General features: G+C 70.0%; 11 protein-coding genes and 1 tRNA gene. 6 read left to right on the top strand and 6 right to left on the bottom strand.

All coding sequences use genetic code 11. The features are described 5' to 3' along the window. The first annotated feature begins 215 nt into the window (after window positions 1–215). A complete protein-coding gene (locus ACZ60E_RS41985) occupies window positions 216–1,514 on the top strand; it encodes a class I SAM-dependent methyltransferase (RefSeq protein WP_453794705.1) in 1,299 nt (432 codons plus the stop codon). Window positions 1,515–1,619: 105 nt separating this feature from the next. Here the strand turns inward: ACZ60E_RS41985 and ACZ60E_RS41980 are convergent, their stop codons facing one another. Next, window positions 1,620–4,148 carry an ABC transporter permease gene (locus ACZ60E_RS41980; RefSeq protein ID WP_469447462.1) on the bottom strand — a complete coding sequence of 843 codons (2,529 nt, stop codon included), beginning with the start codon at window positions 4,146–4,148 and terminating at the stop codon, window positions 1,620–1,622. Between the two features lie 426 nt (window positions 4,149–4,574). Further along, the gene (locus ACZ60E_RS41975) at window positions 4,575–5,345 is read right to left on the bottom strand and encodes an ABC transporter ATP-binding protein (protein ID WP_469447461.1); all 771 of its coding nucleotides are present in this window, start codon (window positions 5,343–5,345) and stop codon (window positions 4,575–4,577) included. A gap of 446 nt (window positions 5,346–5,791) precedes the next feature. On the opposite strand from ACZ60E_RS41975, the gene ACZ60E_RS41970 reads away from it, so the two are divergent. The 3 genes from ACZ60E_RS41970 to ACZ60E_RS41960 all read left to right on the top strand — a co-directional run bounded on the left by ACZ60E_RS41970 (window position 5,792) and on the right by ACZ60E_RS41960 (window position 8,379). Continuing rightward, a tRNA-Leu gene (locus ACZ60E_RS41970) sits at window positions 5,792–5,877 on the top strand. A gap of 242 nt (window positions 5,878–6,119) precedes the next feature. Next, window positions 6,120–7,295, top strand: a complete 1,176-nt coding sequence (locus ACZ60E_RS41965; RefSeq protein WP_469447460.1) for a 4-hydroxybenzoate 3-monooxygenase — start codon at window positions 6,120–6,122, stop codon at window positions 7,293–7,295. Window positions 7,296–7,479: 184 nt separating this feature from the next. Then, on the top strand, window positions 7,480–8,379 hold the full coding sequence (locus tag ACZ60E_RS41960) for a Bax inhibitor-1/YccA family protein (RefSeq protein WP_469447459.1): 900 nt from the start codon (window positions 7,480–7,482) through the stop codon (window positions 8,377–8,379). Between the two features lie 116 nt (window positions 8,380–8,495). On the opposite strand, the gene ACZ60E_RS41955 is transcribed toward ACZ60E_RS41960, so the two are convergent. After that, entirely contained in the window at window positions 8,496–8,726 is a 231-nt protein-coding gene (locus tag ACZ60E_RS41955) for a DUF4287 domain-containing protein (protein WP_107015651.1), read from the bottom strand. Between the two features lie 104 nt (window positions 8,727–8,830). Here ACZ60E_RS41955 and ACZ60E_RS41950 point away from each other — a divergent pair, with 104 nt between their 5' ends. Next, on the top strand, window positions 8,831–9,142 hold the full coding sequence (locus ACZ60E_RS41950) for a hypothetical protein (protein WP_384810528.1): 312 nt from the start codon (window positions 8,831–8,833) through the stop codon (window positions 9,140–9,142). 53 nt (window positions 9,143–9,195) lie between these two features. On the opposite strand, the gene ACZ60E_RS41945 is transcribed toward ACZ60E_RS41950, so the two are convergent. From ACZ60E_RS41945 to ACZ60E_RS41935, 3 genes are all read right to left on the bottom strand, one after another. Beyond that, complete coding sequence (locus tag ACZ60E_RS41945) at window positions 9,196–9,987, bottom strand: hypothetical protein (protein WP_384810530.1); 792 nt, start codon at window positions 9,985–9,987, stop codon at window positions 9,196–9,198. Between the two features lie 283 nt (window positions 9,988–10,270). Continuing rightward, window positions 10,271–11,491, bottom strand: coding sequence for an acetyl-CoA C-acetyltransferase (locus ACZ60E_RS41940; protein ID WP_384810531.1), 1,221 nt, complete (start codon window positions 11,489–11,491; stop codon window positions 10,271–10,273). A 209-nt stretch (window positions 11,492–11,700) separates the two neighbouring features. Beyond that, on the bottom strand, window positions 11,701–12,717 hold the full coding sequence (locus ACZ60E_RS41935) for an SGNH/GDSL hydrolase family protein (protein WP_384810532.1): 1,017 nt from the start codon (window positions 12,715–12,717) through the stop codon (window positions 11,701–11,703). 146 nt (window positions 12,718–12,863) lie between these two features. Between ACZ60E_RS41935 and ACZ60E_RS41930 the strand changes: the two genes are divergently transcribed. Continuing rightward, on the top strand, window positions 12,864–14,255 hold the full coding sequence (locus tag ACZ60E_RS41930; RefSeq protein WP_384810533.1) for a cystathionine beta-synthase: 1,392 nt from the start codon (window positions 12,864–12,866) through the stop codon (window positions 14,253–14,255). Window positions 14,256–14,683 lie beyond the last annotated feature (428 nt).

The raw sequence follows: 14,683 nt of genomic DNA, 5'->3' as shown, positions 1-14,683 counted from the left end.
GGGCGAGTTGATTGCGGACCTCGCTCGGTATGCGCATACCACACCAACGACGCAGAGACCGTGAAGCAACGTGTTGATTCTTTACGAGCCCTTAGTACGTGGTGCCTGCATGTATTTTGCTCGAACATGACGCTTTCGCGGGACTGCGCTCCGGCCCCGTTGGTGTTTACGTGGTGTTGGAGTTTGTGGAATTCCTCGTCACGGAGGTGTGCGTCATGCAGGACGCGGCGCTTCGGCTCAAGGCGCTGATGGAACAGCTGCTGGGAGCCCCGCTCCCGGTGCGGATTCGTGCCTGGGACGGTTCGGAAGCGGGACCGCCGGGCACGCCCGTGCTCGTCGTACGGAACCGGCGGGCGCTGCGCCGACTCCTGTGGAAGCCGGGGGAATTGGGCCTGGCGAGGGCCTGGGTCGCCGGTGACCTCACGGTGGACGGCGACCTCTACGCCGTACTGGACGCGGTGGCCGAGATGGTCTGGGAGCGCGGGGAGGACGCCAGGACCCTGGCCCAGTCCCTGCGGGACCCCGACGTACGGTCCGCCGTGCGCGGGCTCGTCCGGATGGCGGGCTCGCCCCTGCCGCCCGCCCCGCCCCGCGAGGAGGTGCGCAGACGGTCCCAGCTCTCCCATCTGCACACCAAGCGCAGCGACCGGCGGGCGATCAGCCACCACTACGACGTCGGCAACGACTTCTACGAGATCGTCCTCGGGCCGTCCATGGTCTACTCGTGCGCCTACTGGGAGACCCCGGACGGCACTCTGGAGGACGCCCAGCGCGACAAGCTCGGGCTCATCGCCCGCAAGCTGGAGCTGAAGCCGGGCATGCGACTGCTCGACGTCGGCTGCGGCTGGGGCTCGATGGCCATCCACGCGGCCCGTGAGTACGGCGTGAGCGTCGTCGGCGTGACGCTCTCCCAGGAGCAGGCCGCGTACGCCCGTAAGCGCGTCGCGGAGGAGGGGCTCACCGACCGGGTCGAGATCCGCGTCCAGGACTACCGGGACGTCGTGGACGGGCCGTACGACGCCATTTCCTCCATCGGGATGGCCGAACACGTCGGCAGCGAACGCTATCTGGAGTACGCGCAGGATCTGTTCGCCCTCCTCAAGCCCGGCGGACGGCTGCTGAACCACCAGATCGGGCGCCGACCGTGGCGCGACGAAGGGGCGTACGAGATCGACGAGTTCATCGACGCGTACGTCTTCCCCGACGGGGAGCTCGCGCCGATCGGCGAGACCGTGACCCAGCTGGAGGGTGCCGGGTTCGAGGTGCGTGACGTCGAGTCGATCCGGGAGCACTACGCGCTCACCCTGCGCCACTGGGTGGCCAATCTGGAGGCGGACTGGCCGCGGGCCGTCAAGCTCACCAGCCCCGGCCGGGCCCGCGTCTGGCGCCTCTACATGGCCGCCTCGGCGCTCGCCTTCGAACGCAACCGCATCGGCGTCAACCAGGTGCTCGCGGTACGGACGCCGGGCTCCGGCGCGTCGGGCATGCCGCTGCGGGCGCGTACCTGGAACTGAGCGGTCCGTTCATGCCGGTGGGCCCCGTTCCGTGGCGTCGGAACGGGGCCCACCCGCGTCGCGTGGCGCATCGTGCGGTGCGTCGCGCGGTGTGTCGCGCGGTGACTATTCGGCCTTGATCGCCGACAGCATGTTCAGGCGGGCGGCCCGCCGGGCCGGCCAGAGCGCCGCCAGGACGCCGACCACGGCGGCGAGGAGCAGGAAGACCGCCATCCGGTCCCAGGGCAGCACCAGCTCGTACGTCGGCATCTTGGCGCCAGCCAGTTCACCGGCGGCCCAGCCGAAGAACACGCCCAGGCCCACGCCGAGCACTCCGCCGAAGAGCGAGATGACCAGGGACTCCAGACGGACCATCCGCTTGATGCCCTTGCGGTCGAGGCCGATCGCGCGGAGCATGCCGATCTCCTGCGAACGCTCGAAGACGGACATCGCCAGGGTGTTGATCACGCCGAGGACGGCGACGAGGACGGCCATCGCGAGCAGGCCGTAGAGCATGTTCAGCATCAGCGTGAACATCTGCGCGATCTCGTTGGAGACGTCCTGCTTGTCCTGGACCTTGACGGCCGGGTTGTTGCCGAGCGCCTTCTCCAGCTTGTCCTTGGTCGCGTCGGACGTGCCGCCGGAGGTCTTCAGCATGACCTGCGCATCGCCCGGGTTCGCCTGGTTCGGGGCGAGGGTCGCGATGTCGACCATGACGCCGCGGATCATCTCGTTGCCCTCGTAGACACCGGCGACCGTCAGCTGCTGCTTCTTGCCGTCCTCGTACGAGACCGAGAACGTCGAACCGGCCTTCCAGCCGTGGTCCTTCGCCGTGTCGTCGTCCACCACCGCCTGGGTCCTGCTGACCTTGAAGGAGCCGTTGTCGACCTTCAGATCGGTCAGGTCGCCGATCGCGGAGCCCTTCACACCGGTCACGTACTCGGTGTCGCCGTCGATGCGCGCGGGCGCGTTGCGCAGGGCGCTGATGGTGGTGACGCCGTCGGTCCTCGCGAGCTTCTTCTCGACGTCCGGCGAGAGGTCGTTGAAGTTCGCCATCGAGACCACGTAGTCCGCCTTCAGCGCGGACGTGGCCATCTTGTCGATGCCCTTCTGCAGGCTGCCCGCCATCACCGTCATACCGGTGATGAGGGTCAGCCCGATCATCAGGGCCGAGGCGGTGGCGGCGGTGCGGCGCGGGTTGCGTACGGAGTTCTGGCGGGCCAGCTTGCCCGAGACGCCGAAGATCCGCAGGACCGGGGCCGCGCCCGCGATCAGCGGGCGGGAGAGGAGCGGCGTGAGGATGAAGACGCCGATGATCAGCAGCACCGCGCCGAAGCCCATCGGGGCCTGGCCGTCCGTGCCGTTCATCGTCGTGGCGTACAGGACGACGGTGACGCCCGCCGCCGCGACCAGGGCGCCGAGGGTGTTGCGCAGCACCAGCGACTTGGTGGTCGCCGTGGCGTGCACGCTGCTCATCGCCGCGACCGGCGGGATCCTCGCGGCGCGGCGGCCCGGCAGCCAGGCGGCCAGCATCGTGATCAGGATGCCGACGGCGAACGACGTGCCGACCGTGCCCGGGGTGATGACCAGGGGTCCGGCCGGGACCGTGGCGTCCAGCAGGCCCATGAGGCCGCGCAGGCCCGCGCCGATGCCGATACCGGCCAGCAGGCCCGTGACGGCGGCGACCGTGCCGACCAGGAAGGCTTCGAGGAGCACCGAGCGGGTGACCTGCTTGCGGGAGGCGCCCACCGCGCGCAGCAGCGCCAGTTCCTTGGTGCGCTGGGCGACCAGCATCGTGAAGGTGTTGGCGATGATGAACGTGCCGACGAACAGCGCGATGCCGGCGAAGACCAGCAGGCCCGTCTTGAGGCCGCTCATCTCGGCCGCGATCATCTCGGCCTGGTCGTCGGCGAGCTTCTGGCCCGTCGTGGTGGAGGTGAGGTCCTGCGGGAGGACCTTTTCGAGGCTCGCCTGGAGCGCGGCCTGGCTGGTGCCCGGGGCCGCCTTCACGTCGATCTCGCCGTACGCGCCGGTCTTGTGGAAGAGCTGCTGCGCGGTGGCCGTGTCGAAGAGGGCGAGGCTGCCGCCGGCGGCGACGTTGCCGTCGTCCGTGGTGAAGATCGCGGTGACGGTGGGGGTGAGGACCGGGCCGTCCACCGAGAGCCGCACGGTGTCGCCGACCTTGTAGCCGGCGCGCTTCGCCGTCTCGGCGTCGATGGCCACCTCGTCCTTGCCGGACGGGGCCTTGCCGCTCTTCAGGGGGTAGCGGGGGTCCTTGTCGCCCCAGTAGTTGCCGCCCTGCGACTGGAAGCCGCCGCCGATGAGCTTGCCGTCCTTGTCGGCGATGGCGGTGAAGCCGGTGACCACGCCTGTCGCGGACTCGGCGCCGGGGGCCTTGGCGGCCTTGTCCAGCAGCGCCTGGGACAGCTCGGGCTCCTTGCCGAGGTCGTCGCTCCCGTCGTCCGGGTAGTCCGGCTCGACGGCCACGTCGACCTGGTCGAAGCCCTTCGCCGAACTCTTCTGGTACGCGTCCGAGATGGTGTTGGTGAAGACCAGGGTGCCGGAGACGAACGCCACGCCCAGCATCACGGCGAGCACGGTCATCAGGAGCCTGGCCTTGTGCGCTAGCACGTTGCGCAGGGCGGTACGGAGCATGTCTTCTCAGTCCAGGTGGGATGGATGGGCGGGCGGTGTTGGCTGCCGGCCGGCCGGGTTGGCGTGTCGGGTGCGGGCCGGTGGGCCCTGTTGCGCAGTTCCCCGCGCCCCTTGGAAGTGGTGGGTGGGGGTGGTGTGTTGGGTGCGGGCCGGTGGGGGCTTGTCGCGCAGTTCCCCGCGCCCCTAAAGCGGGCCGGTGGGGTGCTTGGTGCGTCGTTCCCCGCGCCCCTAAAGCGGGCCGGTGGGGTGCTTGGTGCGTCGTTCCCCGCGCCCTGAAAGCGGATTGTCGGGGGTTGCGGGTGGCCCTTGTGGCGCGGGTTCGGTGGGGCGGGGCCCTTTAGGGGCGCGGGGAACTGCGCGGCCGGCCCCCACCGGGGCGCGGGTGAACGACGACCTCAGGCACGGGGTCTACAGGGGGCGCCCCAGTCAACTGGTGCGGCCCTTCGCGTCGAATCGCTTCATCCGGTCCAGCACCGCGTCAGCCGTGGGCGCGTGCACCTCGTCCACCACACGCCCGTCGGCGAGGAAGAGCACCCGGTCCGCGTACGCCGCCGCCACCGGGTCATGGGTGACCATCACGACCGTCTGCCCCAGCTCCCGCACGGAGTTGCGCAGGAAGCCCAGTACCTCCGCACCCGCGCGCGAGTCCAGGTTCCCGGTCGGCTCGTCGCCGAAGATGATGTCCGGGCGGGACGCCAGCGCACGCGCCACGGCCACCCGCTGCTGCTGCCCGCCGGACAGTTCGGACGGGCGGTGCGAGAGCCGGTCGGCCAGACCGATCATCTCGATCACCTTGTGCAGCCACTCCTTGTCCGGCTTGCGGCCGGCGATGTCCATCGGGAGCGTGATGTTCTCCAGCGCGGTCAGCGTCGGCAGCAGGTTGAACGCCTGGAAGATGAAGCCGATCTTGTCCCGGCGCAACTTCGTCAGCTGCTTGTCCTTGAGGGAGCCCAGTTCGGTCTCACCGATGCGGACCGAGCCGGAGGAGAAACTGTCCAGGCCCGCCACGCAGTGCATCAGCGTGGACTTGCCGGAGCCGGAGGGACCCATGATCGCGGTGAACTCGGCCTGCCGGAAGTCGACGGAGACCCGGTCCAGAGCGACCACCTGGGTCTCCCCCTGTCCGTAGACCTTCGACAGTTCCGTGGCGCGGGCGGCCACCGCGGTGGACCGTTCGGCGAGGGGAGTGGTGGTCACGGAAGGGTGCTCCTTGTCGGTACGACGACGAGTGGACGACCGTTCCATCGTCGGCGCCGGCGGCCGTCATGTAGTCACCCCCTGTTCCGGTTCCGAGGGGGGCCTGGGGACGGACCCCGGGGCCCCGGGTCATACCTGGGGATGACACCCGCCCCTGAGACGGACGCGAGAGGGACGCGGGACGAACCCGGGAGCGGGCCGGGAGCGGCGCGGGAGCAAAATGGCGACGGTTCGTCAGGTTCCGCTCGTTCGGGCGGTGAAATCACGTCATTCCCCGGGCGGCGTCCCGCGTAGGTCGAAAGGCACGTGGCATGTGCGGATGGCGCATACCGTGGGCTGATGCACCCTCAGACGCCAATAAAATAAGACAACATCGGGTCGCCCCACCGCTGTTCGGGGGATCTGTCCCGATAGGCTCGGGACACTCGAAGCGGAGTCCATGGCCTGCCCGGATGGTGGAATGCAGACACGGCGAGCTTAAACCTCGCTGCCCTTAACGGGCGTACCGGTTCAAGTCCGGTTCCGGGCACCACCGACACTTTCACCCTTCCTCGGCCTTCCCCGCCCTTCCCGGCGTATTCCGGCGAAGGGTGCATCCTTCATTGAAGACTTCACCACTCGACCGTTGACAGCGGGTTGCGCCCGTCGGAGACTCACGTGAACGAAAGTGGTGAATAAAACTTCACCCAGCGAACAAGGGCTCACGACGGCGGGCGGCGGCGAACTACGCTGACGGCGCTCACGGGAGTCGTCGGAGCGCGAAGGGGCGTGTCGATGCGTACCACCGTCGGGATCATCGGGGCCGGACCGGCCGGCCTGCTGCTGGCGAGGCTGCTGCACAACGCGGGGATCGACTCCGTGGTACTGGAGAGCCGCGACCGCGGTTACGTGGAGCAGCGCCAGCGCGCCGGAATCCTGGAGCAGGGAACGGTGGACGTCCTGCGGGCCGCGGGCGCCGGCGCCCGTATGGACCGTGAGGGGCTGCGCCACGACGGCATCGAGCTGCGGTTCGCGCGCAGACGCCACCGGATCGACTTCCCCGCCCTCACCGGCGGGCGGTCCGTGATGGTCTACGCCCAGACCGAGGTGTGCAAGGACCTCATCGCGCTGCAGCTCAAGGAGGGCGGCCCGCTGCTCTTCGAGGCGGAGGCGCTGGCCGTGGAGGGGGCCGACACCGACAGCCCCCGGGTGCGCTTCCGGCACGAGGGGCGTGAGGACGTCCTGGAGTGCGCGTACGTCGTCGGGTGCGACGGCTTCTGGGGTGTGGCCCGCAAGGCGATCCCCGAGGAGCTCACCCAGGTCTTCGAGCGGACGTACCCCTTCGGGTGGCTGGGGATCCTCGCCGACGTGCCCCCGTCGCACGACGAGCTCGTCTACGCCCGGCACGACCGCGGTTTCGCCCTGCTCTCCATGCGCTCGCCCGTCGTCTCCCGGCTCTACCTCCAGGTGCCGGAGGGCACGGACGCCGAGTCGTGGAGCGACGAGGAGATCTGGGACGAGCTGGAGCGCCGATTCGAGACGGACGACGACTGGCGGCTGGCGCGGGGGCCCGTCACCGCCAAGTCCGTCACCCCCATGCGCAGCCATGTCCACGAGCCGATGCGCCACGGGCGGCTCTTCCTGGCCGGGGACGCCGCCCACATCGTGCCGCCGACCGGCGCCAAGGGCCTGAACCTCGCTGTCGGTGACGTGGTGACCTTCGCGCGGGCACTGGCCCACCACGAGGAGACCGGATCCGACGCACTGCTCGACGCCTATTCGCAGACCTGCCTGCGGCGCGTGTGGCAGGCCGAGCGGTTCTCGTACGAGATGACGACGCTGCTGCACCGCCCGCCCGGGGCGACGCCCTTCGAGGACCGGATCCAGCTGGCCCGGCTGGAACGGCTCGCCTCCGCGCGCGCCGCCGAGCAGGACCTCGCCGAGGGGTACACGGGCTTCGCCCTGGAGTGAACGGCCACCGGCGGGGGAACCGGATCAGTACGCACCGGCGTTATAGGGGTGCGGGGAATGCCGGGGTGAGACCCGGTGTTCCCGGTCACAAGAGGGGAAAGATCCTCTCAGGCACTGGATGCATTCTTTTGCCTACCCATTACTCTTGAGCCAAGGCCGCGCAAGGTGGCCATGGAGGAGTGAAATGAGGAGCAGCAACCCGGTCTTCTCGCGACGGGGGTTCAGCCGCGACAACGGCTACGCGGGCTTCAACGCGGCGCCGCAGGCCGGGGGCCCCGCTGTCGGTACGCAGGGGAACCCGTACGCACAGGGTGCCCCCGGCGCCTCGCAGAGCGGCAACCCGTACGCGCAGAATCCTTACGCACAGCAGGACCTGCAGCACGGCGCACCGCCGCAGGCCCCGCCCGCCGCCGGCCGCATGACGATGGACGACGTCGTCGCGCGGACGGCCCTGACCCTCGGTACCGTCACCGTCGGTGCCGTTCTCGCCTGGGTCCTGCTGCCGGTCACGTCGACCAGCTTCGGCCTGGCCATCGGCTCGGCGCTCATTGCGATGGTCTTCGCGCTGGTCCAGGCCTTCAAGCGCAAGGCCTCACCCCCGCTGATCCTGGCGTACGCCGCGTTCGAGGGCGTGTTCCTCGGCGTGATCAGCGAGATGTACAACAGCCGGTGGTCCGGCGCGCCCTTCCAGGCCGTGCTCGGCACGCTGGCCGTGTCCGGCGCCACCCTGCTGATCTACAGGGCGGGCTGGATCCGCGTCACCGCGAGGTACGCGCGCATCGGTATGGCCATCGCGATCGCCTTCGTGCTGGTCATGGCGGTCAACCTGCTGCTGGTCGTCTTCGGTGTCGCCGACGACGGCGGGCTGCGCAGCATGGGCCCGCTCGGCGCGATCGTCGGCATCCTGGCGATCGTCCTGGGTGCGTTCTTCCTGACGCTCGACTTCAAGCAGATCGAGGACGGTATCGCCTACGGCGCGCCGCGTGACGAGTCCTGGCTCGCCGCGTTCGGTCTGACCATGAGTCTCGTCTGGATCTACCTGGAGATGCTGCGACTGGTCGCGATCTTCAGCGGCAACGACTAGCTCTTCCTTGAGGGGCAACCCGCGCCCCTTGTCCTGAGGGCACGACGAAGGGCCCCGCGAACCTCGGTTCGCGGGGCCCTTCGTTCTTTTTCGGTGCCGGAGCAGCGAGGGCGCGCTCAGCGCAGGTTGCGCGCGGCCCTCCTCAGGTCGTACTCGTGGATGATCGCCTTGGCGTGGCCGTACGCGAGGTCGTGCTCGGCACGCAGCCAGCTGACCTTCTCCTCGAAGCGGTGGAGTGCGGGGCCTTCGTCGACGGTGCGCAGCCAGTCGGAGATCTCACGACCGGTGCAGTGGGGGATGCGGGCGAGCAGATTGCGATGGGTCTCCGCGGAGAAGACTTGGGACATCGGCGCCTCCGGACGCAAAGGGGATGTAAGCCGGTCCTTCACGCCACCGTGCCTGAGGGTTCGGTCGTTGGCAACAGTCCGGTTGCGACGCGTAGTCTCGCGACGTGCTTGATACGACGCCGCTGACCCGTGCCGTGGATCACTTCGCCGACCGGTTGCGGGCCGCGCCGCAGAGCCGGCTGCAACGGGGGGCCGCCGCCGAGGCACTGGGCCTGGCCAGGGAGTTGGCGCTGCGCGCCCAGCGGCTTGAGGACCCCGAGCAGGCTCCCCGGGAGATGCCGGACGCGGGCATGTTCGCGTCGGCGGACCAGATCACGGTGGCCGTGCACGACCTCGCGCTCGTACTGAGGACCGAGGCGGAACTGGCGGAGGCGCTGGTGCTCGTGGAGGAGGCACAGAAGAGGGCGGGTGTCTGACGCGTCGGACGGGCGTCCGACGCGAGGGGCTGGCCGGAGGGCTGTGCGCAGAGTTACAGCGACGCTATGACGCGGTCCGCGAGCACGTAGACGTTCTCCTGGCCGCACTCGAAGGTGAGCGCGTAGGCGCCCGAGACGCCCGAGCCGCCGAGCAGGACCGGCGGGTGACCGGTGCGCAGGGACTCCGCGAGGCGTTCGGCGGTCTCACGGTGGCCCGGCGTCATGCAGAGGGTGGTGCCGTCGGCGAAGACGTACACGTCGAGCGTGCCGAGGGGGCCGGGGCGGACGTCCGCCAGCTCCGTACGGGAGTCGGCCAGTTCCTCGAGGCAGGACACCGTGCGTTCGTGGTCGTTCACCATCGGCGACTGGACCGGGACGAAGTCCGGGTGCGAGGGGTGGCGGCGGCGGGCCGCGGCCAGCTCGGCGGAGTCGCCGGAGAACTCGTCGGCGTCGGCGGCCGGTTCGGTCACCGGCTCCAGGTGTTCGAGGCCGATGAAGTCCGACTGGCGCGGCAGGAACAGCTCGCTGTCGGGCAGGCCCAGCAGCGTCGGCGCGTCACCTGCGTCACGGGCCTCCTGGGCGGCCCAGAAGGCGCGCGCCTCGGCGAGCTCACGCTCGCGCTCCTCGGCGAGGGCCTCGGCCACGGCGGCGCGTATCTCCTCCGCGTCGGCGGCTCCCCGGGCGGCCGGTACGAGGCCGCTGAGGGCCGCGGAGCGGCTTCTGGCGAGTTCGGTGTGCAGGGCCGCCACCTGCCGGCGCAGGGCCAGCAGGGTGCGCAGAACGGCGACGCCCACGGCCGTGGTGGTGGCTGTGGCGAGCAGCAGAGCGAGAAACGTGGTGCTCACTGACGTACTCCCGGTTCAAAGTCGACCCCCGACTTCCTACATCAGCTTGAAGGGTGGACTAACCAGCTGTCAGTGCACAACGTCACGAAAGGGACAGGACTTTAGCCCTGACGTTTACTTGCGGACCAGCTCTGACCTGCATGAATCCCTCCCCGAAGGGAGTTAGGTCACATCCTGGGGGAGATTCGATCACAAAACGACCCAGAGTCCCGGCGGATGCGGGATTCGGGGTCGTTTCGTTCACCCTGCGTTCAACTGCGGTTACCCCGAGCGTGCTTACGCGTCAGCTCAGGCGCTCGATGACCATCGCCATGCCCTGGCCACCGCCCACGCACATCGTCTCCAGGCCGAACTGCTTGTCGTGGAACTGGAGGGAATTGATGAGCGTGCCGGTGATACGGGCGCCGGTCATGCCGAAGGGGTGGCCGACCGCGATCGCGCCGCCGTTCACGTTCAGCTTCTCCAGCGGGATCTCCAGGTCGCGGTACGACGGGATCACCTGGGCGGCGAACGCCTCGTTGATCTCGAACAGGTCGATGTCGTCGACGGTCAGGCCGGCGCGGGAGAGGGCCTGCTTCGACGCCTCCACCGGGCCGAGGCCCATGATCTCGGGGGAGAGGCCGGTGACGCCGGTCGAGACGATCCGGGCCAGCGGGGTCAGGCCCAGCTCGCGGGCCTTCGTGTCCGACATGATCACCAGGGCGGCGGCGCCGTCGTTCAGCGGGCAGCAGTTGGCCGCCGTGACCAGGCCGTCGGGACGGAAGACGGGCTTGAGACCCGCGACGCCGTCCAGCGTGACGCCGGCGCGGGGGCCGTCGTCCTTGCTCACGACCGTGCCGTCCGGGGTGGTCACCGGGGTGATCTCGCGCTCCCAGAAACCGTTCTTGATGGCTTCCTCGGCGAGGTTCTGCGAGCGGACACCGAACTCGTCCATGTCCTGGCGGGTGACGCCCTTGATCCGGGCGAGGTTCTCCGCGGTCTGACCCATCGCGATGTACGCGTCCGGGACGAGGCCGTCCTCGCGCGGGTCGTGCCAGGACGCGCCCTCGCTCGCGGCGACCTCGGCGGTGCGGGCCTCCGCGTCCGCGAAGAGCGGGTTGTGGGTGTCCGGCAGGCTGTCGGAGTTGCCCTTCGTGAAGCGCGACACCAGCTCGACGCCCGCCGAGATGAAGACGTCGCCCTCGCCCGCCTTGATGGCGTGCAGGGCCATGCGGGTCGTCTGGAGCGAGGAGGAACAGTAACGGGTGATCGTGCAGCCGGGGAGGTGGTCCATGCCCATCTGCACGGCCACGATGCGGCCGAGGTTGCTGCCCTGCTCGCCGCCGGGGAGGCCGCAGCCGAGCATCAGGTCCTCGATGTCCTTCGGATCGAGCTCCGGGACCTTGGCGAGGGCCGCCTGGATGATGGTGGCGGTGAGGTCGTCGGGGCGCAGGTCCTTGAGGGAGCCCTTGAATGCGCGGCCGATGGGGGAGCGGGCGGTCGAGACGATCACGGCTTCGGGCATCTACGGCTCCATTGACGTCGCGGGGGGATGGGCGGACCTGGTTGGGAAGCTACCCGTCCGTACGGGTCAGGTCACGGGTGTCACGGTGTGACTCCGGCCGCACTTTCCAAGCGCTTGCTTTTCTCGCCCCCGCCGCCCCTACCCATTCCCGTCCACGCATGGGAACTGCGCAATGGGGGCGAGGGGGCGCAGCCCCCAGGCGGTGAGGGTCAGGGGGACGTCGGGGCCGGGTCGGACGCCGGGACGCGTCGGCGGCGGCGGCGCTTGAGGAGCGCCCAGGGCCCGCGCGGCCCCGTCGGCATGGCCGCGGCCACCTCCGTACCCGGCTCCGATGCCGCCTCCGCCGCCGCCCGCGCCACGGGAAGGAACCCCTCCCGGCGGGACACGTCAGGACGTTCCTCCTCCGCCGGCCACAGCCCCAGCGCCGCGCACACCGTCGGCAGCACGGCCATCGCCGCCGTCGCGTACCCCTCCGCCGAGGGGTGGTAGCTGTCGGGCCCGAACAGCTCGCGCGGATTCTCCGCGAACTCCGGTCCGAGCAGGTCGCCCAGCGACACCGTCCGTCCGCCCTGCTCGACCGTGCCGATCGTCTGCGCCGCCGCCAGCTGACGCGAGGCCCGCCGCGCGAACCACCGCAGCGGCCGGTGGACCGGCTCGATCGTGCCCAGGTCGGGACAGGTGCCGACGATCACCTCCGCGCCGGCCGTACGCAGCCGGCGTACCGCGGCCGACAGGTGACGGACCGACCGGGTCGCCGGCATCCGGTGCGTCACGTCGTTCGCGCCGACCATGATCACGCACACCTCGGGCAGCCCGTCCGGATCCGAGAGGACCAGCCGGACCTGGCGGTCCAGGTCGTCGGACTGGGCGCCGGGCAGGGCCACGTTCCGCAACCGCACCGGCCGTTCCGCCACCGCCGCGAGGCCGGACGCCAGCAGCGCGCCCGGTGTCTGCCGGGCCCGGTGCACTCCCTGCCCCGCCGCGGTCGAGTCGCCGAGCATCGTCAGGCGCAGCGGTTCCTCCCCACCGGCGTACACGTACCCGTACAGGCCGTCCGCGCTCGGTGGGTGCGGACTGCGCCCGTGCCCCACCTGCCGTTTCGCCAGCTGCACCTCGGCCAGCACCACTCCGACCGTCGCCGCGCCCAGCAGCCCGATCCCGCCGCCGCCGTACGCCGCGCCCGCCGCGATCCGCCGTGCCACCCTCGCCCTCGACAAGCTCGACATGCGAAGCCGCCACCTCCTCTTAGCCGTACACCCACTCCTTGCCCCGTACAGACCGTCGGTCAATCTCAACGCGGTGTGAACGCCCAGGAGGGGCTTAGGCTGACGGAACCACCCCGACCATTTCTTTTTCAGCTCCGGAGACAACGGTGCAATTCCACGACTCGATGATCAGTCTCGTCGGCAACACCCCGCTGGTGAGGCTCAACAGCGTGACCGCCGGCATCCAGGCGACCGTCCTCGCGAAGGTCGAGTACTTCAACCCCGGCGGCTCCGTGAAGGACCGCATCGCCCTGCGCATGATCGAGGCCGCGGAGAAGAGCGGCGCACTGCAGCCGGGCGGCACGATCGTCGAGCCGACCAGCGGCAACACGGGTGTGGGCCTTGCCATCGTGGCCCAGACGAAGGGCTACAAGTGCATCTTCGTGTGCCCCGACAAGGTGAGCACCGACAAGATCAACGTGCTGCGCGCGTACGGGGCCGAGGTCGTCGTCTGCCCGACCGCGGTCGACCCCGAGCACCCCGACTCGTACTACAACGTCTCCGACCGGCTGGTGCGGGAGACGCCCGGAGCCTGGAAGCCCGACCAGTACTCGAACGCCGACAATCCCGCCTCGCACTATCACTCCACCGGCCCTGAGCTGTGGACGCAGACGGAGGGGCGGATCACCCACTTCGTCACGGGCGTGGGCACCGGCGGCACCATCTCCGGCACCGGCCGCTACCTGAAGGACGCCAGCGACGGCAAGGTCCAGGTCGTCGGCGCCGACCCCGAGGGGTCGGTCTACTCCGGCGGCTCCGGGCGCCCGTATCTCGTCGAGGGCGTCGGCGAGGACTTCTGGCCGACCGCGTACGACCGGACCGTCGCCGACGAGATCGTCGCCGTGTCCGACAAGGACTCCTTCCAGATGACCCGGCGCCTCGCCAAGGAGGAGGGCCTGCTCGTCGGCGGCTCCTGCGGCATGGCCGTCGTGGCCGCGCTGCGGGTCGCTGAAAGGCTCGGCCCCGACGATGTCGTGGTCGTCCTGCTGCCGGACAGCGGACGCGGCTACCTCAGCAAGATCTTCAACGACGAGTGGATGGCCGACTACGGCTTCCTGGAGGACGAGGGCCCCAGCGCCCGCGTCGCCGACGTCCTCAGCGACAAGGTGCACGGGGCGATCCCGCAGCTCGTCCACATGCACCCCGACGAGACGGTCGGCGAGGCGATCGAGGTGCTGCGCGAGTACGGCGTCTCGCAGATGCCGATCGTGAAGCCGGGCGCCGGACACCCGGACGTGATGGCCGCCGAGGTCGTGGGCTCCGTCGTCGAACGGGAACTGCTCGACGCGCTGTTCACCCAGCGGGCCTCCCTCACCGACCCGCTGGAGAAGCACATGTCGGCGCCGCTGCCGCAGGTCGGCTCCGGCGAGCCGGTGGGCGACCTGATGACCGTGCTCGGCGCGGCCGACGCCGCGATCGTCCTGGTCGAGGGCAAGCCCACCGGGGTCGTCAGCCGGCAGGACCTGCTGTCTTTCCTCGCCAAGGGTGGCCGGCAGTAGAACCTGCGGTGAACCGCGCACGCGGGAGCGGGACTTCCGGTGTGAGCGGTCACGGCGGAACTTCGTGGAAGTGGTACGAGCGCGTCACGTCCACGCAGCACTCGCTTAACACGGGTACGGCACATTGGTGGATGTCGGCAAGGGCGGGAGCGGCTCCCCGCCCCGGCCGGCACCAAAACGGCGCCAAGGACCTCCGGAGCGGCTCCCGGACCTCCATGGACGCCACGGACGCGCAGCTCGGCCCTGACCCGGCTCGCGTCCCTCGCGGGGACCGCCGTCGTCCCGCCCCCCGGCAACGGGGGTGCGGCGGCCCCCGCGCAAGCTTCACGAAGGGCCCGGTACCTGTTCAGGTACCGGGCCCTTCGGCGTTCCCCTGCCCCTCTGCTGCTCGTGCTGCTCGTGCTGCTCGTGTCGCGCTGTTCCCCGTG

It is taken from the genome of Streptomyces sp. NPDC102514, assembly GCF_055584525.1.
This window is presented reverse-complemented; position numbering and strand designations above follow the sequence as displayed.

Bases quoted from the DNA above. Each gene is read 5' to 3' on its own strand.
- ACZ60E_RS41985 (WP_453794705.1), top strand. From the start codon at position 216: ATGCAGGACGCGGCGCTTCGGCTCAAGGCGCTGATGGAACAGCTGCTG.
- ACZ60E_RS41980 (WP_469447462.1), bottom strand. From the start codon at position 4,148: ATGCTCCGTACCGCCCTGCGCAACGTGCTAGCGCACAAGGCCAGGCTC.
- ACZ60E_RS41965 (WP_469447460.1), top strand. From the start codon at position 6,120: ATGCGTACCACCGTCGGGATCATCGGGGCCGGACCGGCCGGCCTGCTG.
- ACZ60E_RS41960 (WP_469447459.1), top strand. From the start codon at position 7,480: ATGAGGAGCAGCAACCCGGTCTTCTCGCGACGGGGGTTCAGCCGCGAC.
- ACZ60E_RS41955 (WP_107015651.1), bottom strand. From the start codon at position 8,726: ATGTCCCAAGTCTTCTCCGCGGAGACCCATCGCAATCTGCTCGCCCGC.
- ACZ60E_RS41940 (WP_384810531.1), bottom strand. From the start codon at position 11,491: ATGCCCGAAGCCGTGATCGTCTCGACCGCCCGCTCCCCCATCGGCCGC.
- ACZ60E_RS41935 (WP_384810532.1), bottom strand. From the start codon at position 12,717: ATGTCGAGCTTGTCGAGGGCGAGGGTGGCACGGCGGATCGCGGCGGGC.